The organism is Novosphingobium sp. BAM6 (assembly GCF_057784955.1).
On the sequence record NZ_JBYNTR010000001.1, the window covers coordinates 292,839 to 312,579 of the forward strand.

Annotated in this window: 19 protein-coding genes and 1 tRNA gene; 5 read left to right on the top strand and 15 right to left on the bottom strand. The window is 63.9% G+C overall.

All coding sequences use genetic code 11. From position 1 onward, the window contains the following. Positions 1-272 precede the first annotated feature (272 nt). Complete coding sequence (gene rimO, locus AC3EC3_RS01525) at positions 273-1,655, bottom strand: 30S ribosomal protein S12 methylthiotransferase RimO (RefSeq protein ID WP_488487945.1); 1,383 nt, start codon at positions 1,653-1,655, stop codon at positions 273-275. A 140-nt stretch (positions 1,656-1,795) separates the two neighbouring features. On the opposite strand from rimO, the gene AC3EC3_RS01530 reads away from it, so the two are divergent. Beyond that, positions 1,796-2,188: a DUF1761 family protein gene (locus tag AC3EC3_RS01530; protein ID WP_488487946.1), complete on the top strand. Its 393-nt coding sequence runs from the start codon at positions 1,796-1,798 to the stop codon at positions 2,186-2,188. 4 nt (positions 2,189-2,192) lie between these two features. Here AC3EC3_RS01530 and AC3EC3_RS01535 read toward each other — a convergent pair whose 3' ends face one another. The 5 genes from AC3EC3_RS01535 to AC3EC3_RS01555 all read right to left on the bottom strand — a co-directional run bounded on the left by AC3EC3_RS01535 (position 2,193) and on the right by AC3EC3_RS01555 (position 6,586). After that, positions 2,193-3,224, bottom strand: a complete 1,032-nt coding sequence (locus AC3EC3_RS01535) for a potassium channel family protein (RefSeq protein ID WP_488487947.1) — start codon at positions 3,222-3,224, stop codon at positions 2,193-2,195. Between the two features lie 11 nt (positions 3,225-3,235). Beyond that, positions 3,236-4,342, bottom strand: a complete 1,107-nt coding sequence (locus AC3EC3_RS01540) for a LysM peptidoglycan-binding domain-containing protein (protein ID WP_488487948.1) — start codon at positions 4,340-4,342, stop codon at positions 3,236-3,238. Then, entirely contained in the window at positions 4,339-5,103 is a 765-nt protein-coding gene (gene surE, locus AC3EC3_RS01545; RefSeq protein ID WP_488487949.1) for a 5'/3'-nucleotidase SurE, read from the bottom strand. The genes AC3EC3_RS01540 and surE overlap by 4 nt, the downstream gene beginning before the upstream one ends. Continuing rightward, positions 5,103-6,383, bottom strand: coding sequence for a serine--tRNA ligase (gene serS, locus AC3EC3_RS01550; RefSeq protein ID WP_488487950.1), 1,281 nt, complete (start codon positions 6,381-6,383; stop codon positions 5,103-5,105). Before serS ends, surE begins: the two co-directional genes overlap by 1 nt. A gap of 128 nt (positions 6,384-6,511) precedes the next feature. Further along, positions 6,512-6,586 (bottom strand) — tRNA-Val (locus AC3EC3_RS01555). 80 nt (positions 6,587-6,666) lie between these two features. On the opposite strand from AC3EC3_RS01555, the gene AC3EC3_RS01560 reads away from it, so the two are divergent. Further along, the gene (locus AC3EC3_RS01560; protein ID WP_488487951.1) at positions 6,667-6,972 is read left to right on the top strand and encodes a DUF3297 family protein; all 306 of its coding nucleotides are present in this window, start codon (positions 6,667-6,669) and stop codon (positions 6,970-6,972) included. Positions 6,973-7,002: 30 nt separating this feature from the next. Here the strand turns inward: AC3EC3_RS01560 and AC3EC3_RS01565 are convergent, their stop codons facing one another. Continuing rightward, positions 7,003-7,635, bottom strand: a complete 633-nt coding sequence (locus AC3EC3_RS01565; RefSeq protein ID WP_488487952.1) for a CHAP domain-containing protein — start codon at positions 7,633-7,635, stop codon at positions 7,003-7,005. Between the two features lie 138 nt (positions 7,636-7,773). Here AC3EC3_RS01565 and der point away from each other — a divergent pair, with 138 nt between their 5' ends. After that, on the top strand, positions 7,774-9,150 hold the full coding sequence (gene der / locus AC3EC3_RS01570; protein WP_488487953.1) for a ribosome biogenesis GTPase Der: 1,377 nt from the start codon (positions 7,774-7,776) through the stop codon (positions 9,148-9,150). Between the two features lie 7 nt (positions 9,151-9,157). Here the strand turns inward: der and AC3EC3_RS01575 are convergent, their stop codons facing one another. The 6 genes from AC3EC3_RS01575 to AC3EC3_RS01600 form a co-directional block, all read right to left on the bottom strand. Beyond that, positions 9,158-10,309 carry an AI-2E family transporter gene (locus tag AC3EC3_RS01575; RefSeq protein ID WP_488487954.1) on the bottom strand — a complete coding sequence of 384 codons (1,152 nt, stop codon included), beginning with the start codon at positions 10,307-10,309 and terminating at the stop codon, positions 9,158-9,160. A gap of 117 nt (positions 10,310-10,426) precedes the next feature. After that, complete coding sequence (locus AC3EC3_RS01580) at positions 10,427-11,488, bottom strand: NAD(P)H-dependent flavin oxidoreductase (RefSeq protein ID WP_488487955.1); 1,062 nt, start codon at positions 11,486-11,488, stop codon at positions 10,427-10,429. Positions 11,489-11,511: 23 nt separating this feature from the next. Continuing rightward, positions 11,512-11,994, bottom strand: coding sequence for a bacterioferritin (gene bfr, locus AC3EC3_RS01585; RefSeq protein WP_260927450.1), 483 nt, complete (start codon positions 11,992-11,994; stop codon positions 11,512-11,514). A gap of 204 nt (positions 11,995-12,198) precedes the next feature. Next, a complete protein-coding gene (locus AC3EC3_RS01590) occupies positions 12,199-12,384 on the bottom strand; it encodes a (2Fe-2S)-binding protein (RefSeq protein ID WP_488487956.1) in 186 nt (61 codons plus the stop codon). A gap of 109 nt (positions 12,385-12,493) precedes the next feature. Beyond that, positions 12,494-13,741, bottom strand: a complete 1,248-nt coding sequence (locus AC3EC3_RS01595; protein WP_488487957.1) for a DUF418 domain-containing protein — start codon at positions 13,739-13,741, stop codon at positions 12,494-12,496. Further along, positions 13,738-14,862, bottom strand: coding sequence for an SPOR domain-containing protein (locus AC3EC3_RS01600; protein WP_488487958.1), 1,125 nt, complete (start codon positions 14,860-14,862; stop codon positions 13,738-13,740). The genes AC3EC3_RS01595 and AC3EC3_RS01600 overlap by 4 nt, the downstream gene beginning before the upstream one ends. A 293-nt stretch (positions 14,863-15,155) precedes the next feature. On the opposite strand from AC3EC3_RS01600, the gene AC3EC3_RS01605 reads away from it, so the two are divergent. Together AC3EC3_RS01605 and AC3EC3_RS01610 are read left to right on the top strand one after the other, a co-directional pair. Then, positions 15,156-15,875, top strand: coding sequence for an AAA family ATPase (locus AC3EC3_RS01605; RefSeq protein WP_488487959.1), 720 nt, complete (start codon positions 15,156-15,158; stop codon positions 15,873-15,875). A 48-nt stretch (positions 15,876-15,923) separates the two neighbouring features. Beyond that, positions 15,924-17,297 carry an SPOR domain-containing protein gene (locus tag AC3EC3_RS01610; RefSeq protein ID WP_488487960.1) on the top strand — a complete coding sequence of 458 codons (1,374 nt, stop codon included), beginning with the start codon at positions 15,924-15,926 and terminating at the stop codon, positions 17,295-17,297. 81 nt (positions 17,298-17,378) lie between these two features. Here the strand turns inward: AC3EC3_RS01610 and AC3EC3_RS01615 are convergent, their stop codons facing one another. Further along, complete coding sequence (locus AC3EC3_RS01615) at positions 17,379-18,632, bottom strand: dihydroorotase (RefSeq protein ID WP_488487961.1); 1,254 nt, start codon at positions 18,630-18,632, stop codon at positions 17,379-17,381. Next, positions 18,632-19,612 (bottom strand): aspartate carbamoyltransferase catalytic subunit, encoded by a 981-nt coding sequence (locus AC3EC3_RS01620; RefSeq protein ID WP_488487962.1) that lies wholly within the window; start codon positions 19,610-19,612, stop codon positions 18,632-18,634. Before AC3EC3_RS01620 ends, AC3EC3_RS01615 begins: the two co-directional genes overlap by 1 nt. Between the last annotated feature and the right edge of the window lie 129 nt (positions 19,613-19,741).

Here is a 19,741-nt window from a genome sequence, read left to right on the forward strand (position 1 = left end):
ATGCACCTAAAGGGTGATTTTGCTGCAATCACTACGCTTTTCAGCGTTGCTGTGGCTGCGAACAAAGGAAGCGCATCGATGCTTCTGCCCACCTCTCCAGTGAGACAAAGCAAAAAAAAGGCCGGTCCGAAGACCAGCCTGTTTGAAAGTTTTTGGGAGAGGATGCCTGAAAGGCACAAGCTTTATGCTTGAGGCACGCCTCTGCCGCAAATGCGAAAACTTTTACATTATTGCAGAATTTGCATTTGCATTGGGATGCAAATTGATTCGCTTTAGCTGGACGTTATAACTCCGAACAGATCATGTTCATCCGCATCTTCGATGATAACTTCTACGATATCACCGGCTTGCAGGTCATTTCCAACATCGCGCAGGTAGACGTTTCCATCGATTTCGGGTGCGTCGGACTGAGAGCGACCAGTTGCGCCGATCTCGCCATCCTCATCCGGTTCGCCGATATCATCGATAATAACCGGAAGTACGCGCCCGATTTTTGCCTGCAGCTTAGCGGCGCTGATCGCCGCCGTCTTTTCCATGATTCGCTCGTAGCGTTCCTGCTTGACGGTTTCCGGGACAGCGTTGGGCAGGTCATTGGCAGAAGCGCCCTCGACGGGTTCGAACTTGAACGCGCCAACCCGGTCGAGTTGTGCTTCGTCCAGCCAGTCCAGCAGGTACTGGAAGTCCGCTTCGGTCTCGCCGGGGAAACCTACCACGAAGCTGGAACGAATAGTGAGATCGGGGCAGATTTCGCGCCACGACCGCAGACGTTCGAGCACCTTCGCCTCGTTCGCGGGCCGCTTCATCGACTTCAGAACCGAAGGCGCTGCGTGCTGGAACGGGATGTCGAGGTAGGGGGTGACGAGCCCCTCGGCCATCAGCGGGATGACCTGATCGACATGAGGGTAGGGGTAGACGTAGTGCAGGCGCACCCAAGGGCGGTTGCCCTGCGTGTCCGTCAGTTGACCAAGCTCGCGGGCAAGGTCGGTCATGTGGGTACGGACTTCGCGGCCTTTCCAGGTGCGGGTCTCATGACGCACATCGACGCCGTAGGCCGAGGTATCCTGGCTGATGACGAGCAGTTCGCGGGTGCCGGCTTGAACCAGCTTTTCGGCTTCGCGCAGCACGGCGTCGATGCGGCGGCTCACCAGCTTGCCGCGCAGCGAGGGGATGATGCAGAACGAGCAGGCGTGGTTGCAACCCTCGGAAATCTTCAGGTAGCCGTAGTGGCGCGGGGTCAGCTTGACGCCAGCCTCGTCGTAGATCTGCGGGATCAGATCGACATACGGCGAGAGTTCGGGCGGAGCAGCATCGTGTACCGCTTCGACCACGGCCTCGTACTGATGGGCGCCGGTGACGGCGAGAACATCGGGAAACTTCGCACGGATCGCTTCTGCTTCGTTGCCCATACAGCCGGTCACGATCACGCGACCGTTCTCTGCCATCGCCTCGCCGATCGCGGCCAGGCTCTCTTCCTTGGCGGAATCGAGGAACCCGCAGGTGTTGACGAGCACGACGTCGGCACCGGCATAGTCGGCGCTCATCGTATAGCCATCGGCGCGCAGGCGCGTGAGGATGCGTTCGGAATCGACCAGAGCCTTCGGACAGCCGAGGCTCACCATGCCGACTTTGGGCGGGGAGGGGATTTCAATAGCCATGGGATTGGCGCGCCCGATACGCGTTTTGCCCCGGAAAGTCATCAGGGAAAGGCGTGCATGTGATTCGCAACAGGCTATCCTTTGAATGTCGTTCGCGCTAGGTCCTGCGCAGGGGTTTCCAAAGTCTGGGGAATTTGCAGATGGGTCCGGTGAACTGGTTGGGTGTCGTGCTGGCTGCTGCGGTGGCATGGCTGGTCAATCTGCTGTGGCACCGGGTTCTTTTTCGCCCCCGGCGCATGCTGATCGCCTCCAACGAGCGCCAGCCGGACAGCGCGCTTTCGGTTGCAGTGATCGTGGTGATCGCCGCCATCATGCTGGGCCATTTCTATGCCCGCATCGGCGTGGACATGATGAAGGCCAAGCCCTGGCTCTACTTCATGCAGTCGGGAGGCCTCGCCATTGCCTTTGTGATTCCCGCCGTCTGGCTGACGCAGCGTCGCAGCGCGCTGGAGCCGATGCGACGCTTGCTTGACTGTCTGGGCTGGTTGGTAGTCTACCTTGCCATGGGCACGGTGTTCTGGATGCTGGGGTAACGACTTATCGTGGCGCGGTGACGGCGATTTCCATGATGACGTCGCCGGGTTCGAGAACGTGCGCTTCGGGTTCCCAGAAGCCGATCATCCGGTTGCCTCGATAGACGCGCAGGCCCTTGCCGGTGCCGATGCTCTCAAGCGGGCGTCCAACTTCCTCCGGGCGGATCGGGCGTTCGACCAGTTGCACGCGGCCTTCGGCTGAGGCGAGGTCGGACATGTAGTCCGCCGTGTGCTGCCCTTCCGCCGAGCCTGCCAGTAGAAGCCCGGTAAAACGCACCGGGTTGATGACGTTGTTTGCACCGGCCTGCCGGGCGAGTTGCTCGTTATCGTCTGCTCGAACGACAACAGTGATTGGCACGCTGGGGGCCAGGTGGCGCGCCGTCAGCACGATCAGCACTGAGGTATCGTCGCGCCCGGCGGAAACCAGCACGGTACGGGCCGTGGAAATGCGCACGGCGGTGAGAGTTTCGTCGCGGGTAGCATCGCCTTCCATGACGTTGCAGCCCATCGATTCGGCATGGACAAGTCGCGCGGGCGAGGGATCGACGACCACGATCTGCCCCGGTTCGGTGCCGCGTGCGATCAGTTCGTGTACGGCTTCCGAACCGCTCACGCCAAAGCCGAGCACGACGATATGGTCCTTCAGGCGTTCCTGGATGTGCCGCATACGCCAGGTCTCCCAACTGCGCTTGATGATGAAGTTGTAGGCCGTGCCCACGAAGATGGTGATGACGGCAAGGCGGATCGGTGTCACCAGAACCGCCTCGATCAGCCTTGCGCGATCGCTGACCGGGGCGATGTCGCCAAAGCCGGTGGTGGTGATCGAGATCATCGTGAAATAGACGACATCGAGGAAGCTGACGGTGTTGTCGTGCGTATCCTTGAGGCCGCCACGGTCCATCCAGTGGACAAGAACGACCAGCCCGATCAACGCAAAAGCGGCGCCGAGGCGCAGGCCCACGTCCGCCCAGACCGGCACGCGCAAGGCCCTGCGCAAGGGGCGGAAGCCGAGGGGATTGACGCGATGTCTGGCCATCGCGGCTGACGTTAGGGTGCGGGAGGCAGCGCGTCCAGCGGATCGACCGGCTTGCCGTTCCGGCGAACCTCGAAATGCAGTTCGGTGCCCTTGGCGAGCCCGGTATCGCCCACGATGCCCACGCGTTCCCCGGATCGCACGGTTTCGCCCTGCTTCACGGTCACGCGCTGGAGGAAGCCGTAGGCGGTGGCCCAGCCATTGCCATGATCGACGACCACCAGATTGCCGAACTGGTGGTACTTGTCCTCGGCACCGGCGAATATGACTGTTCCTGCGGCGGCGGCCCGTACCGGAGCGCCTTCGGCACCTGCGATATCGAGGCCGTCATGTGTGGAACCGCTAGGGCTGTACCCGCGACGAATCGCGCCCTTGAGCGGCCAGGCAAAGTGCGCTGCCGAGGGCTTGGCGGGGGAGGGTGCCGAGATCGGAGCAGCTGCGACGGCGGGGAGGGCAGAGGCTCCCGGTTGTACCGGCTTGCCCATCACGGTGGGGATGATCAGTCGTTGACCGACGCGGGGCGGGGCTTTGGGGTCGAGATTGTTGGCGGTTGCGATCTGTTCCCATGGCATGGCCAGATCGTAGGCGATGCTGAACGTGGTTTCGCCCGCCGCCACAACGTGGGTGCGGTTTCGCGGCAGGATCAGGCGCTGGCCGACGCGCACGCTGTAGGGCGCCGCAATACTGTTGGCCTCGGCAATCAGGCTTTGCGGCAGACCGGCCTTGCGGGCGATGCCGCTCAGGGTCTCCCCGGCGGTGACGATATGGCTGTCTGCCAATGGCGCTTGTGGGGCAGGGGAGGGTGATGCGCCTGCGTCCTGTGGCCCGCGTGCGGCGATTACGCGGCGTGCGGTGCGCTCGGCATCGACCGAGGCATCGCCACGTGGAATATCGAGCTTCTGGCCGACATGGACCACGAACGGGGCCTCGAGGCCGTTTTCCTCGGCGATTTCGCGCGGCTCAACACCGGCGCGGTTGGCGATGCCGTTCAGTGTTTCGCCGGGGGCAACGACATGCACGCTCTCCTGCCTGAGGTTGGCCGGTTTCGCATCCGGCGCGGCAAGCCCCGGCGTTGCGAGAAGCGCGGCGGCGCCCGAGAGAAGGAGAGCGGCGGACTTCACCGGGCGTACCGTGCCGAGAGGGCGGCTATCGAGGCGGTGTGCGTGAGATCGACGTGCAGCGGCGTCACCGAGATGCAGTTCTGCGCTATGGCCTCAAGATCGGTATCTCGGCCCGGCGTGTGCTCGATGCCATGGAGGCCGAACCAGAAGTAGGGGAAGCCGCGCGGGTCCATGCCCTCGACAACCGAGCCGCGCGCATAATCGTGGAAGCCCTGACGGACCACGCGCACGCCCTGAACGTCGCTGCCCAGCACGGGCGGGAAGTTCACGTTGATGAGCGTGCGGGGCGCGAACTCCATATCGAGCAGCGGATGCAGGACCTTGGCACCCCATTCCTCTGCAGCGGAGAAATCGACATTCCTGCCAGCGTCTTCCCGGGTCGGAACCTGGCTCAGCGCGATCGAGGGAATGCCCGCCAGCGCGCCTTCCATGGCGGCGGAAACCGTGCCCGAATAGGTCACGTCGTCGCCAAGGTTCGCGCCGCGATTGACCCCCGAGAGGATCAGGTCGGGTAGGCCGGGCATGGCCTTCTTGATGCCCAGCGTCACCGAATCGGTTGGCGTCCCGCTCACCGAGAAGCGGCGCTCGGCGTGCTGGTGCAGCCGCACCGGACGGTTCAGCGTCAGCGAGTGTCCGGCGCCGGACTGTTCCTCGCTCGGCGCGCAGATCCAGATATCGTCCGAAAGCTGCGCGGCGATCTTTTCCAGCACATAGAGGCCGGGCGCGTTGATGCCGTCGTCGTTGGTGAGCAGGATGCGCATCAGAACGCGGGCTCCAGCTTTTCGATGCTGCCCATCCACGGCTTGAGCACTTCCGGCACCAGCACCGAACTGTCCGCCTGCTGGTAGTTTTCCAGCACGGCAACAAGCGTACGGCCGACCGCCAGCCCCGAGCCGTTCAGCGTGTGCAGGAACTCGGTCTTCTTCGAACCTTCCGGCTTGTAGCGCGCATTCATGCGGCGCGCCTGAAAGTCACCGCAGTTCGAGATCGAGCTGATCTCGCGATAGGCGCTCTGGCCCGGCAACCAGACTTCGAGATCGAAGGTCTTCTTCGCCGTCGCGCCCATGTCACCGGCGCAGAGCAGTACCTTGCGATAGGGCAGTTCGAGCGCCTGCAGGATGCCCTCGGCTGCCGCGACCATGCGCTCGTGCTCGGCCTCGCTCTCTTCGGGGCGGGCGATGGTGACGAGTTCCACCTTCTCGAACTGGTGCTGGCGGATGAAACCGCGCGTGTCGCGTCCCGCCGCCCCTGCTTCCGAGCGGAAGCAGGGGGTGAGGGCGGTCATGCGCAGCGGCAGCGTGCTCTCATCGACGATCTGTTCGCGCACCGCATTGGTCAGCGAGACTTCGGCGGTGGGGATCATCCAGCGCCCGTCGGTGGTCTGGAACAAGTCTTCCGCAAACTTCGGCAGCTGGCCGGTGCCGAATACGGCATCGTCCTTGACCAGCAGCGGGACGTTGCATTCCATGTAGCCGTTGGTGTCGCTCTGCGTGGTCAGCATGAACTGCGCGAGCGCGCGGTGCAGGCGTGCCATCTGGCCTTTGAGGAACGTGAAGCGCGCGCCCGAGAGCTTGGCGCCGGTCTCGAAGTCGAGCCCCAGCACCGGGCCGAGATCGGCGTGTTCCTTGGGTTCGAAGTCGAAGCTGCGCGGGGTGCCCCAGCGCGAGACTTCGACGTTCTGGCTTTCGTCCTCACCTTCGGGGACTTCGGTGACCGGAATGTTGGGCAGTACCGCCAGCGCATTCTGGAGCTGTGCCGAGATGTCCTTTTCCTCGGCTTCGAGCGCGGGGAGGCTGTCCTTCAGTTCGGCGACTTCGGCCTTGAGGGCGTCGGCAGTGGCCGTGTCGCCCTGGCCCATGGCCTTGCCGATCGCCTTGGAGGCTTCGTTGCGGCGGTTCTGCCCCTCCTGCATGCGCGTGGCGAGCGCGCGGCGCTGTTCGTCCAGCTTCAGGATTTCGGCGGCAACGGGGGCTACCCCACGACGGGCGAGGCCGGCGTCGAACGCTTCAGGATTCTCGCGGATCAGACGAATGTCATGCATGGCCGCGCTATGCCGTTTCATGCGCATTGGCGCAAGGCTGTGCGGCGGCCGTGCGCATGTCGTCCGCGTGGTTTTGAACGGTTGCGATGTCAGGGTAAGTTGCCGGAAACAAAGGCCATCCCGAAGGATGGTGGGCGCGACAGGGATTGAACCTGTGACCCCACCCGTGTGAAGGGTGTGCTCTACCGCTGAGCTACGCGCCCGCTGTTCCGTAGCGGAAGCGCGCCTCTAGATGAGTCGGATCGAATTGACAAGCCGGGATCGGGAATTAAATCGCCCTGCCATGACCGAAGAGACCAACTCGCCCGAACCGACCGCAAACGCGGGTCCGGATGTGCCCCCCGATCGCATCGCGATCAACCCGCGCAGCCCCCATTTCGATGAAGCCAAGCTGATGCGCGGCATCGGCATCCGCTTCAAGGGCACTGTGCGCACCAATGTCGAGGAATACTGCATTTCCGAAGGTTGGGTGCGTGTTCAGGCCGGCAAGGCTGTCGACCGCCGTGGGCAGCCGCTGACGCTCAAGCTCGTTGGCCCGGTCGAGGCGTGGTACGAGGATCTGGGCGAGGACGCGCCGGTCGCGAAGTAAGTCTTTCGGTTCTGCTCCGGCGGCTGACGATCAATAGTCGCCGGAGAGAATCTCACCGATGGCATCGCCATTACGGCTCTTTGCAGGAGCGGCGTCGGCCATTGCCAGGCGCGTTTTCGCCTGCATTACATGCTTGCCCGGTTTGCCCGGGTAGATGAAACCTTCGACCGGCCAGTGCGCAGCGCCGAGGTTCTGTATCGGCGCATACCATACGCGTACTTCGCTCCAGTCGTTTGCTGGCGATACGTCCAGCACCGTCACATTGCGTTCGATCTGCCCGCGCTCGCCATCAATCGGCGACCAGTTCGCGTGGCTCACCAGAATTGTGCGCGAATCGACGATTTTCGTTACCGCTGCAACGTGGCCCAGCACCGAATTGCGATAGGGCTGAAAGGCCATGACTGCGCCTACCTGCGGCGTGCTGCCGGTGGCATAGTGGCCCTGCGCCTGTCCCCACCAGGTCCTGGCATCGCCGTAGAGCTTGATGCCGGTAGCCTCGCGCGCGAATGGCACGCATTCCAGATAGCCGGGGCTCTTTGCATCGCTGCCGCCATCGGCGTCCGAAGGCGCGACGACCGTATCGATCCGTCCGCTGGCGTGGGCGGGAGCGATCATGGTCAGGGCGGAAAGGGCGAGAGTGGCGGTCGCGAAAAGGGCTTTCATGCCTGTATTCCTGCCTGCGGCGAGTTGCCGCAGGCCTGCAAAGTGTGGTTAATGACGCAGCAAGAATTGGCGAGTTCGCCTTAGGTTGCGTGCCCCCCGTTCCCAAACGCGCAGTTTTCGCCTAACGGACTTCGCGAAATGCTTCCTCAGGTCATCATCATCGGTCGCCCCAATGTGGGCAAGTCAACCCTGTTCAACCGGCTCGTCGGCAAGAAGCTGGCGCTTGTCGACGATCAGCCCGGCGTTACGCGCGATCGCCGTTTCGGCGATGCCGAGCTGCTCGGCCTCAAGTTCCAGATCGTCGATACAGCGGGCTGGGAGGACGAGGACGACGAGACGCTCCCCGGTCGTATGCGCAAGCAGACCGAAGCTGCGCTAGCCACGGCAGACGTTGCCGTCTTCGTGATCGATGCGCGAGCGGGGCTGACCCCGCTCGACGAGGAAATCGCCAACTGGCTACGCGCCTCGCCGGTGCCGGTGATCCTGCTCGGCAACAAGGCGGAAGGTCGCGCGGCCGAAGGTGGCCTGCTGGAGTCGTACTCGCTCGGCCTTGGCGACCCGGTTGCGATCTCTGCAGAGCATGGCGAGGGCATGGGAGATCTTTTCGAGGCGCTTCTACCCCATCTCGAACCGCTTCAGCCCGAAGAGGTGGAAGAAGAGGAACTGGATGAGGAGGCGTTGCTGCGCGCCCCGCTCAAGCTCGCCATCGTCGGTCGACCGAATGCCGGTAAATCGACGCTTATCAACCGTTTCCTTGGCGAAGATCGCCTGCTGACTGGCCCCGAGGCGGGCATCACCCGCGATTCGATCGCGATCGACTGGCTCTGGAAAGACCCAGCCTCGGGTGAGGATCGCGAGGTTCGCCTGATCGACACCGCAGGCATGCGCAAGCGCGCCAACGTGGTCGAGAAGCTGGAGCGCATGGCTGTAGCCGACGCGCGCCATGCCATCGATTTCGCCGAAGTCGTGGTGCTGCTGCTCGATGCCACGCGCGGGCTGGAGCATCAGGATCTCAAGATCGCCTCGAAGGTGCTTGAGGAAGGTCGCGCGCTGATGATCGCGATCAACAAGTGGGACGTGGCGGAAGACGCCAGTGCCCTGTTCCAGGGCATCCGCAAGGCGCTCGACGAAGGTCTGGCGCAGGTGCGGGGTGTGCCTTTGCTCGCGGTCTCGGCGCGTACTGCCAAGGGGCTGGACGAGATGATGGCCGCAGCCTTCTCGTTGCGCGAGGCATGGAGTCGCCGTGTGCCGACGGCTGCGCTAAACCGCTGGTTCGACGACGCATTGGCAGCCAATCCGCCGCCAGCGCCGGGCGGTCGGCGAATCAAGCTGCGCTTCATCACGCAGGCCAAGACCCGCCCGCCGGGCTTCGTGCTGTTCGGCACGCGTCTCGATATGCTGCCCGAAAGCTACAAGCGCTATCTCATCAATGGGATACGCCGCGAACTGGGCTTCGATGCGGTGCCGATCCGTCTGCACCTGCGCAGCCCGAAGAACCCGTTCGCGGGTAAGTGATCTGATTTCAGGAAGGGTGGGCGGCGGCTTCGGTCGTCGCTTCCTCGCTGGTTCCCTGCACGATGGCGTCAGGGCCGCCCGGTTCGACCATGCCGTCCTCGTCCTTGCTTTCCGAGACCAGATTCCAGGTCGCCATGAACAGCGCGGCGATCACTGGGCCGACGATCAGGCCATTCAATCCAAACAGTTCTAGCCCCGATAGCGTGGCAATCAGCACCACGAAGTCAGGCATGCGGGTATCCCTGCCGACCAGCACGGGGCGCAGCACGTTATCGACCACGCCGATGACGAAGAAACCTGCCACCAGCACGATCACCGCATGCAGGGTTTGCCCGGTAACGAACAGGTAGCCCGCCATCGGCACCCATACCAGACCGGAGCCTACGGCGGGCAGAAGCGAGCAGAACCCCATCAGAACGCCCCACAGCATCGCGCCTTCGATGCCGAGCACGCTGAACAGGATGCCGCCCAGAACGCCTTGCGCAATGCCGACGACGACCGTGCCCTTCATGGTGGCGCGCACCACGACCACGAAGTGCTCGATAAGCTTGTCGCGCAGGGCCGGACGCAGGGGGGCTGACCGGCGCACGATGTCGGCATAGCGATCGCCGTTCCGCAGCAGGAAGTAGGTGAGGTAGAGCATCACGCCGAGAGCCGCGATGAAGTTGAACGCGCCCTGGCCGACGATCAGCAGGCGACCGGCGACATTCTGGAGCGCACCGGAAATGTTCGATCCGAACATCTGGCGGATATTGTTGATGTCGAGCAGGTTATGCTCGTTGATGTAGCGATTGACGCTGCGGGGCAGTTCCGCGCGGAAGGAATTGATGATCTTCACCGGGTCGATCTGGCCGCCCTGTATCTTCTGATAGATCGTCGTCGCCTCGTTCACGAGGCCGATGCCCAGAAGGATCGCAGGCACGATCACCACGGCGATCAGGCCGAACAGCACGATCAGCGCCGCCGCCGTGCGCCGATCGCCCATCGCCTTGGCAAGGCGCAAGGTGAGCGGCTCGAACAGGATCGCGGCGACAAGGCCCCAGAGTACTGCGCCGAAGTACGGCACCAGCAAGTAGAGGAAGCCCAGCGTCACCAGAATGACGAGGGCAATGAAGCCTCCATCTTCAAGGCGAAATCCGCTGTCCGACTTTTTGATCATCAGGCCCCCGTGTCCTTTGTAAATGCACAGGCGCAATGATTTAGTGGGCGCACTGTTCCGTAGGCACGTTGGATTTTTTCCAATGCCGGAGCAAGCGCGGCGCGTTGGCTGTCCCCGTCAGGGGCGCGAACCTGCAGCAAGTTCCCGTGCCAGCAGGGCCACGAGATCGGCCGCTGGAAGGGCGCGGGCGAGCGGTGCGGCCTGTCCGGCCCACTGGGCATCGAACCCGTATTCGCCCTTGGCGCGGGCGGCGTCGGCAAGCGCCTTGCCGACGCCATAAGCGCGCGGATAGGCCGGGGCTGTCAATTCGGGGTGCGTTGCATCCCACGCGGTGAAGGCATTGCCGAGGCAGCGTGCCGGTCGCCCTGAAATGACGCGGGTCATTCGTGTGGCGTGGCCGCCGGGGCCGGTAAGTGCGGTGCGATAGGCGTCGGAAGCTGCCGATTCGGGGCAGGCAACGAACGCCGTGCCAAGCTGTGCGGCTACGGCGCCAAGATCCAGCGCGGCGCGAATACCTGCGCCATCCATGATCCCGCCCGCCGCAATGACCGGGAGGGGCTGTGACTGCACCAGTAGCCGTGTGAGCGCAAAAGTGCCGAGTTGTGCATCGGGAGCTTCGGGATCGAACAGGCCGCGATGGCCGCCAGCCTCCCAGCCTTGCGCGACGAGCACATCAACTCCCGCTTTTGCCGCAGCGTCGGCTTCGGCGAGGCTGGTGACGCTGGCGACGAGCAGGCATCCTACTTCACGCAGCGCTGCCAAACGCGGTCCGTCCGGCAGTCCGAAATGGAAACTGACGACAGCAGGGGCGGCATCGACGAGCACGCGCAGCATCGCCTCATCCCGGGCAAACGAGGCGTAGATCGTCTCCAATGCCTTGGGTGGTTTGGCGTCGAAATCCGCGAACAGGGGAGCAAGTGTATCCAGCCATGCGGCCTCTCCCGAAGGATCAGGCACTGGCGTCGCATGCACGAAGAGGTTGAGGTTGAACGGGCGTGTGGTCCGCGCCTTCAGGTCGGCGATGGTCGCAGCGGCCTGATCCGCAGTCATGGCGCCGAGGCCAAGCGAGCCGAGCGCGCCGGCCTCGCATACGGCGGCAGCCATGGCGGGTGTCGACACCCCCGCCATGGGGGCCTGAACGAGCGGGACGGAAAGGCCGAGATGTTCGACGAAATTCACGGACCGCTCGCTTGTCATCATCGTCAGTCTTCGCCCGCTGCCTTGCTCTGGAGCTGGCAGTAGTTGGCGATCCCCATGCGCTCGATCATGTCGAACTGCTTCTCGATCCAGTCGACATGCTCTTCCTCGTTTTCGAGGATACGCTCGAAGACCTCGCGGCTGACGTAGTCGCGAACGGTTTCGCAGTAGGCGATGGCTTCGCGCAGCAGCGGGATGGCCTCGTGCTCCAGCGCGAGGTCGCACTTGAGAATTTCCTCGACCGTCTCGCCGACCTTGAGCTTGCCCAGGTGCTGGAAGTTAGGGAGGCCATCAAGGAAGAAGATACGGTCCGCCAGTGTATCGGCGTGCTTCATCTCGTCGATGGATTCATGGCGCTCGTACTCGGCGAGCTTCTTGATGCCCCAGTTGTCGAGCATGCGGTAGTGCAGCCAGTACTGGTTGATCGCGGTCAGCTCGTTGTAGAGCGCCTTGTTGAGAAATTCGATGACCTTCTGATCGCCCTTCATGACGAGCCGCCTCCTTGAAATGTTGGCGACCCGAATATGCCCGGGTAGAAGGCTTGGCAAGGCAGGGGGCGTATCAAAACGTCTTTGCGAATCGGCCTAAAACTGCGAAAAAGTTGCAGTTGGGTCCGTTGTTTCTGCAAGACATTTGCGGGATGCTTCGTTCGCGCTGCTGCGTGACAATCGCAGCGACACTGCGAATACGTATCAGGCTGCCTGTGCGATCGACTGAAACTCTTCCGCGATGATGTCCTCGGCCTCGTCCAGGCACTGGCAGCACTGCGGGGTCCGGCCAAGCGAGGCATATACGGCGTGCGCGTTCTGTTTGCCGCATTGGCGGGCGGCGCAGCGCAGATCGTTGTCGCGGATGGCATTACAGATGCACACGTACATGCTTCGAGTCCCTTGGCTGTCCTCGGAATATACGCAGGTGATAATCAATCGCAAGTGGTGTTGCGATGGATTTGCATTAACAGGGCTCGGTTCGTCGCATCAAGGATCGTCATTTCAGACGGTTGGAGAGAAATTTTTTCTCCGTGAGCGATCGCCATGCCCATTCGAAGGGGCCTCGGCGCCAGCGAATCAGCCATAGCGGGCTCCAGATCAGCATTATGGCCCAGGCCGCCAACACGAAAAGCCATTGTCGGGCGGCATCGATTCGTCCGAACAGATCGCCGCCCCAGCCCTGGAAAAGCACCGTCATGATGATGCTGGTGCCGAGGTAATTGCTGAATGCAGTCCGTCCGGCAGCAATCATGCGCTGGCCGATGCGTGTTTTAGCCAAGGCCGGGGACGCGAAGATCAGCAGCAGGCCATAGCCGATGGCCGCCAGAAGATTGGGCAGGGCAAGGCCCGCATCCAGCGCCGCGCGCATCGCTAGCGGCGGGAAGCCGTGCTGCCATGCCCAGATTGCGAAGCTGAGCGTTGGGGCAAGGCCCGCAAGGGTCAGGGCAAGACCGCTCCAGAGCAGCGCGCGGCGGCGGACCGATTGCAGAATGCCGCTGCGATAGGCTGCCATGCCGATCAGCATCAGCGGAATAGTCTCCCCGGCGATGCTGCTCAGCATGTCGATCTGCCACAGGGGGCGCTCCGACAGCTTGATGCCGATTTGCGTGAGCCACGGCAGATGGGCCTCGGCATTCTCCTGCGCCATCCACGTCAGCGCGCGTGCCTGCCAGCCTTCGACAAGGGTGATTTGGGAGGCCGAGGCACTTCCGCTCGCGATTGCATGTTCGGCCAAGGCGTCTGGCAGTTCGGCAGCGAGCCCCCACAGGTGCCACAAAATGAAGATCGTCAGGGCTATGGGCAGAAGCCGTCGGTCCGGCTGCTGCGAAATGACCAGCACGCAGAGGCCGCAGACTCCGTAGACGAACAGGATGTCGCCCCACCACAACAGGACATAGTGCGCAAAGCCGAAGCCGATCAGCCAGAACAGGCGACGGATCTGCAACTGCTCGGCATCGCGTCCCGCAGCGGCCATGCGTTCGGCGAACAGCGCGAGGCCTGCACCGAACAGCATCGAGAACAGCGCGCGCATTTTGCCTTCAAAGAAGATGAGGCCAAGCGCGAATGCGGCCTCGTTCAACGTTCCGGCAGGATGCGGCCAGTCAGGTGTGGTCGTACCGACGGTGGGCCCGGCAAAACCGGCAATGTTGATCGCCAGAATGCCGAGCACAGCAACGCCGCGAATCAGGTCGAGTGTGACCAGCCGCTCTCCCGACCGTGAATGACTCGTGACGACGGTATTCAATCGCGGGTCGGCACGCAGGTGGAGAACCCTGCCGATTTCAGGTGTGAGCAGGCCGTGCTGGCGTCCGCTTCGCTGGCAAAGCCGCCGGCCTGTAGCTTTGTCAGGCGCCCCGCAGAACTGACGATCTTGGGGTGACCTGCGAGTTCCGGGCGCTGGGCAAGCTTGTTCCACAGCGCATCCACGTTGGAGGCGACGCCGAACGCGCCGAACTGGATGCGCCAGGGGCCGGATGCAGGCCGTACAGGCTTTTGACTGGGTTTGGGTTCTGGCTTGGCTTCCGGTTTGGTGACGGGTTTCGTCTCCGGCTTAGCGGCCTGGTTTACGACAGGGCGCGGCGTTGGCTGCAGCTTTGCCTGATTCGTCGCGACGCGAGGGCGGGCGTAGTCTGCACCGGCTGTGGCAGGGCTGTCCATTTCGCCGGGATCGGCAGCAGCAATCTGCGGGCTGGTCTGCATTGCCGGAACCGGGTGCGGCTTGGTTGCCGGTGCGCGCGGCGAATCGGTGCCGAGCGAAGCAGAGGTCAGTTGCTGGGCGCGGGTCGATTCGGTAGCGGATGCGATCTGGCTGGCGACAGGCACGCTTTGCTGGCGCTGGGCCAGCGGGATGTAGCTGTCCATCTGCGTCAGCGCGCGACCGGCCTGCGGCAGGCCGGCCTGCTGCGCCAGGCTGATGTAGGCATAGGCGCGGACCCAGTCCTTGGGCAGCAGGTCGCCGTTGAAGTGGGCGATGCCCATAATATACCATGCGCGTGGATCGCCTCGCTTGGCAGAGGCTTCCACATAAGGCAGCGCCTTCTGGCGATCCCCGCGCTGGAACAGCAGCAGGCCATAGGTGTCGGCGGCCTGCACATGACCTTGCGCGGCGGCCTTGCCATAGAGTTCCTCCGCCTTGTCGAGGTCCAGCGGCACGCCGCGCCCCATCTTGTAGGCCTGGGCAAGATTGAACTCGGCGTCGGGGTCGCCGGCATCGGCCAGCGGTTTCCAGTCGCGAATCGCAGCGTCGTAGTTGCCGGCGGACCAGGCATCGACGCCCGCTTTCACATCGGCGAGGGCGGGGGCGGTCGCTGCGAAGACACCGATGCTCAACGTTGCGAGCAGGGGCCGGGTGGGAAAGTGTCGCACGTCGTTAAGTCCTGCCTGTCGCCTGCCCGCCATCGGGCGCCGTTAACTACCACGCGGGAATGGCATCGCCCAGTCGTTGCCTGACCTGAAAGGTCGGCGAAAGGGCACGTTTACCGCGCTTGCGTGGCTCTTACATGCCGTGTGGGGGTTAAGAAGTGGTGGTTATGCATCAGGTTCCGGTGCGGAAGCGATATTCCCGAGGATTAACCGGAAATTAGGAACGATCTGCGATTTCCCGAAGCAGGGCACAGGCTCTTCGTCCATTTTCGCGGACGCATTCGGGGGTTCAGGCATTGCGCGTATTGGCATTGGCATCGCAGAAAGGCGGATCGGGCAAGACCACCCTGTCCGGCCATCTCGCCGTGCAGGCCGAGCGCGCAGGAGCAGGGCCGGTGGTGCTGATCGACATCGATCCGCAAGGTTCGCTGGCCGACTGGTGGAACGAGCGCGAAGAGGAAATGCCCGCTTTCGCGCAGACTACGGTGAACCGCCTGGCGGCAGACCTTCAGGCCTTGCGCCAGCAGGGGTTCAAGCTGGCGGTGATCGATACGCCGCCTGCGATTACCATGGCTATTCAGAGTGTCATCTCTGTTTCCGAGCTTGTCGTCGTACCGACGCGACCCAGCCCGCACGATCTGCGCGCCGTTGGTGCCACGGTCGATCTCTGCGAGCGTTCGGGCAAGCCTTTGATTTTCGTAGTGAATGGTGCGACGCCCAAGGCGCGGATTACCGCTGAGGCCGCTGTCGCGCTGTCGCAGCATGGCACTGTGGCGCCAATCACGTTGCACCAACGTACCGATTTTGCGGCCTCCATGATTGACGGGCGCACCGTGATGGAAGTCGACCCGCAAGGGCGTTCCTCGCAGGAAATCGTAGCGCTCTGGAGCTACGTTGCGGACCGGCTGGAGAAGAATTTTCGCCGCACGATCTTTGCAGCGCCCAGCATTCAGCCTGCGCCGGTTGCCGTTGCACGGGCGGCTGGCGGCTTCGGTCGACGGATTGCAGGTAACTGACATGGTTGAATTTTACTCCTTCCAACGGCTGAACGAGGCAGGTGCCTGATGGACCGTTCTGATCTTCACGCCCGTCGTGGCGGTTTCGCGTTGGCCAGTGCGATGGCTGCCGTTCTGGTGGCAGGCTGCACCGGCCAGACCCACGTCGCCAGTGCTGGTGCGCCGGTTGGACAGAGCGCGACAGAGAAGGGCTCTAAGGGCCTTGAGACCGCCGAGAGCCGTGTCGCCAAGACGCCGCGCGATGCCGGTGCCCGCGCCGCGCTGGCGCAGGCCTATCTCGATGCCGGTCGTTTCGAATCAGCGGCCCAGACTTTCGACGACGCCCGCTCGCTGGGTGACAAGGGCGCTTCGATCGCCCTGGGTTCCGTGCTCGCCTACATCGGGGCCGGGCGTCAGAGCGATGCGCTGCGGGTCTTGTCCGAATCCTCGCAAGTCATCCCTGTCAGCGACTACGGCCTTGCGCTTGCGCTGGCCGGACGCCCTGATCAGGCGGTCGACATCCTGACCGATGCCGTGCGCGGTGGTCAGGCAAGCGCGCGGATGCGCCAGAACCTTGCTTATGCCTATGCATTGTCCGGCAACTGGGGCGCAGCGCATGTCATCGCTTCGCAGGATCTGACGCAGGATCAGGTCGATGCGCGCCTTGGCGAATGGTCGCGCGAGAGCGCGCCCGAGAACTATCGTCTGCGCGTGGCGGGGCTTCTGGGCGCACCGATGGTGAGCGATCCCGGTCAGCCCGAGGCACTGGCGCTCAACGGCCCGAAAGCGGATGCGCCGCGCATGGCTAAGGCCGATCAGGCCCCGGCCCCGACACCAGCGGGTGAATTGCCCGCCGTGGGCGATGCTGCGATGCCTCTCGCCGAGGCCGATCCCGTTCCGCCCGCACCTGTCGAAGCAAGGCCGATGCAGGCAGCGGTTACACCAATGCCCGCACCGCAGGCTGCCCAGGCACCGATGCGCATGGCTGCCTATGTCGCGCCGGTGCCCGAAACCGTTCGCCGTGCGCCTGTCCGTCCAGCTACGCGACCGGTTGCCGTCGAATCCTTCCGTACCGCTTTCGCTGAACAGGCGACGACTGCGCCGCGCGGCAATCACCTGATCCAGCTTGGTTCGTTCCGCACCCTTGATGCGGCCAAGCGTTCGTGGGCGACCTTCGTGGCGCGCAATCCGCGCCTCAAGGGCCACCAGATGCGCATCACGCAGGCCGATGTGAATGGCCAGCGTTTCTACCGCGTCTCGGCCGAGGGCTTCGATGCCGGATCGGCGCGCACGATGTGTTCCGTCGTCAAAGGCCGGGGCGCGGGCTGCTTCGCCTATGCCGAGAGCAAGCCACTGCCCGGCGCCGTCCGCCGTTCCGCCGCGGCGCCCAAGTCAGGCGCGGAAACCCGTTTCGCCGTCAATGATCCTCATTCGGATCGCTGACGGCAACCACTGATCCTTCGGGACCAGTTCCATGTGAACCTCCACGGGCCTTCGTCTTCGGACGAAGGCCCTTTTTTTGGCTCAGCTTCCCGATTTCTTGATGCGGAGGACCGCGCCGCCCTTGAACAGCGCGAGCACGCGGCCCTGCACGGGCTGGCGGTCGAACGGGGTGTTGCCCGCTGCCGCTGCCATCTTGTCCGAATCGACGATCCATGGGCGGTCGATGTCGATCACGGCGAGATCTGCCTCGGCGCCCACTTCGATCCGCCCGGCGGGAACGCCGAGCAGCCTGGCCGGATTCGCCGCGAGCAGCTCGAACGCACGGGCGAGCGAGATGGTGCCTTCGCGCACGAGGTTGAGCGTCAGCGGCAGCAGCGTTTCCGCGCCTGCCATGCCCGGCGCCGAATCGGCGAAGGGCAGGCGCTTGTCTTCCGGCCCGCGCGGATCGTGGCCTGATCCGATGGTGTCGATGGTTCCGTCCGCCACCGCCTCGATCACCGCGCGGCGATCGTCTTCAGAGCGCAGGGCCGGGGAGAGGTGAGCGAAAGTGCGGAAGTTTGCCAGCGCGAGGTCGGACAGCATGAAGTAGGCGGGCGTCGTGCCTGCCGTGACTTTCAGCCCACGTGACTTGGCGCGGCGCACCAGATTGAGGCCCGCCGCTGTCGTTACGGTGCGGAAGTGGATTGCCGCGTCTGCCAGTTCGGCAAGGGCAATGTCACGCGCGATGGCCAGTGCTTCGGCTTCAGCGGGCGCCGAGGGCAGACCGAGGCGCGTCGCCATCTCCCCCGATGTCGCCACCGCCTTGCCGACGATCCCGGCATCCTCGGCATGGGCGATCACCGTCATGTCCAGCATCGCGCAGTAGCGCAGCAGCCGTAGCATCGTGCCCGAATCGCCGATCCAGTGGCGGCCCGTAGCGACGGCGCGGGCGCCAGCCTCGCGCATCAGCGCGATCTCGGCGAGCGACTCGCCCTTTAGCTCGCGCGTGGCAGCGGCCAGCGGATGGACCCACAGGTCCGGCTTGCCCGACAGCGCCGAGTAGCGCACCCGGCTCGGCAGATCTAGGATGGTCGACTGGTCGGGCATCAGCGCGGCGCGAGTGATGCCGCCGAAGTGGAAGGCGGGCTTGTCGATCGCGAAGACGCCGATGTCGACGAGCCCCGGTGCCACCAGGCGCCCGCGCGCATCGTGGACGGTGTCGCCGTCCTGCGGCGTCACGTCGGGACCGATGGCGGTGATGAAGCCGTTCTCGCAGCGCACGGCGCCCTGAACGGTGGAGCCGTCCGCTAGCAGCACTTCGCCGCCGGTCACGGTGAGGGGGGGATGCATGCTCATCAGGCCCAGCCCTCCACGCCGCGTGCTTTTCGGGTCAGGACTTCCAGACAGGCCATGCGCATGGCGACGCCCATCTCGACCTGGGTGGTGATCAGCGAGCGCTCGACATGGTCGGCGACATTGCTGTCGATCTCGATGCCGCGGTTCATCGGCCCCGGATGCATGACCAGCGCGCTTTTCTCGGCCAGCGCCAAGCGGTCGAGCGAGAGGCCGTACAGGTGGCGATATTCGCGCGGTGAGGGGATGAACTCGCCCGACATGCGCTCCAGCTGAAGGCGCAGCATCATCACCACGTCGGCGCCTTTCAGCGCGGCGTCGAAATTGTGGAAGACCTTGACGTTCATCTGCTCGATCGCCTCGGGCAGCAGCGCAGGGGGCGCGCAGACGCGCACTTCCGCGCCCAGCGAGGCGAGCGAGAGGATATTCGAGCGGGCAACGCGGCTGTGCAGGATGTCGCCGCAAATCACCACGCGCAGCCCGTTGAAGGCGCGCTTGGCGTGGCGGATGGTCAGCGCATCGAGCAGCGCTTGCGTGGGGTGTTCGTGCTGGCCGTCTCCGGCGTTGAGCACCGGGCAGTCCACCTTGTCGGCGATCAGGCCGACCGCGCCCGAACTGGCGTGGCGAATCACGATGGCATCGGCGCGCATCGCGTTCAGCGTCATCGCGGTGTCGATCAGCGTCTCGCCCTTCTTCACGCTGGAATTGGCGACCGCCATGTTGACGACGTCGGCGCCAAGACGCTTGCCCGCGATCTCGAAGCTCAAGAGCGTGCGCGTGGAGTTCTCGAAGAAGGCATTGATGATGGTCAGGCCCGACAGGAGATCGCGCCGCTTCTGAGTCCCCCGGTTCAGCTCGACCCACTGCTCGGCTTCGTCGAGCAGGAACCAGATTTCATGGGGGGCAAGCGCCCCGATGCCTACGAGGCTGCGATGCGGAAACGCCAGGCGGCCTTCCGGATAAGTGTATTCTGGGGCTGTCATCAAAGTCGAGGCTCTAGGAGCCTTGGGGGGTGTGCTCAAGCCGAAAAGGGGTGAGAAAGCGCAGGAGCTGTTTGCAGATGTGGAAACTGGTTGCGCCTCCATGCTTTTTACGGCCTGCTGGGCTATTGA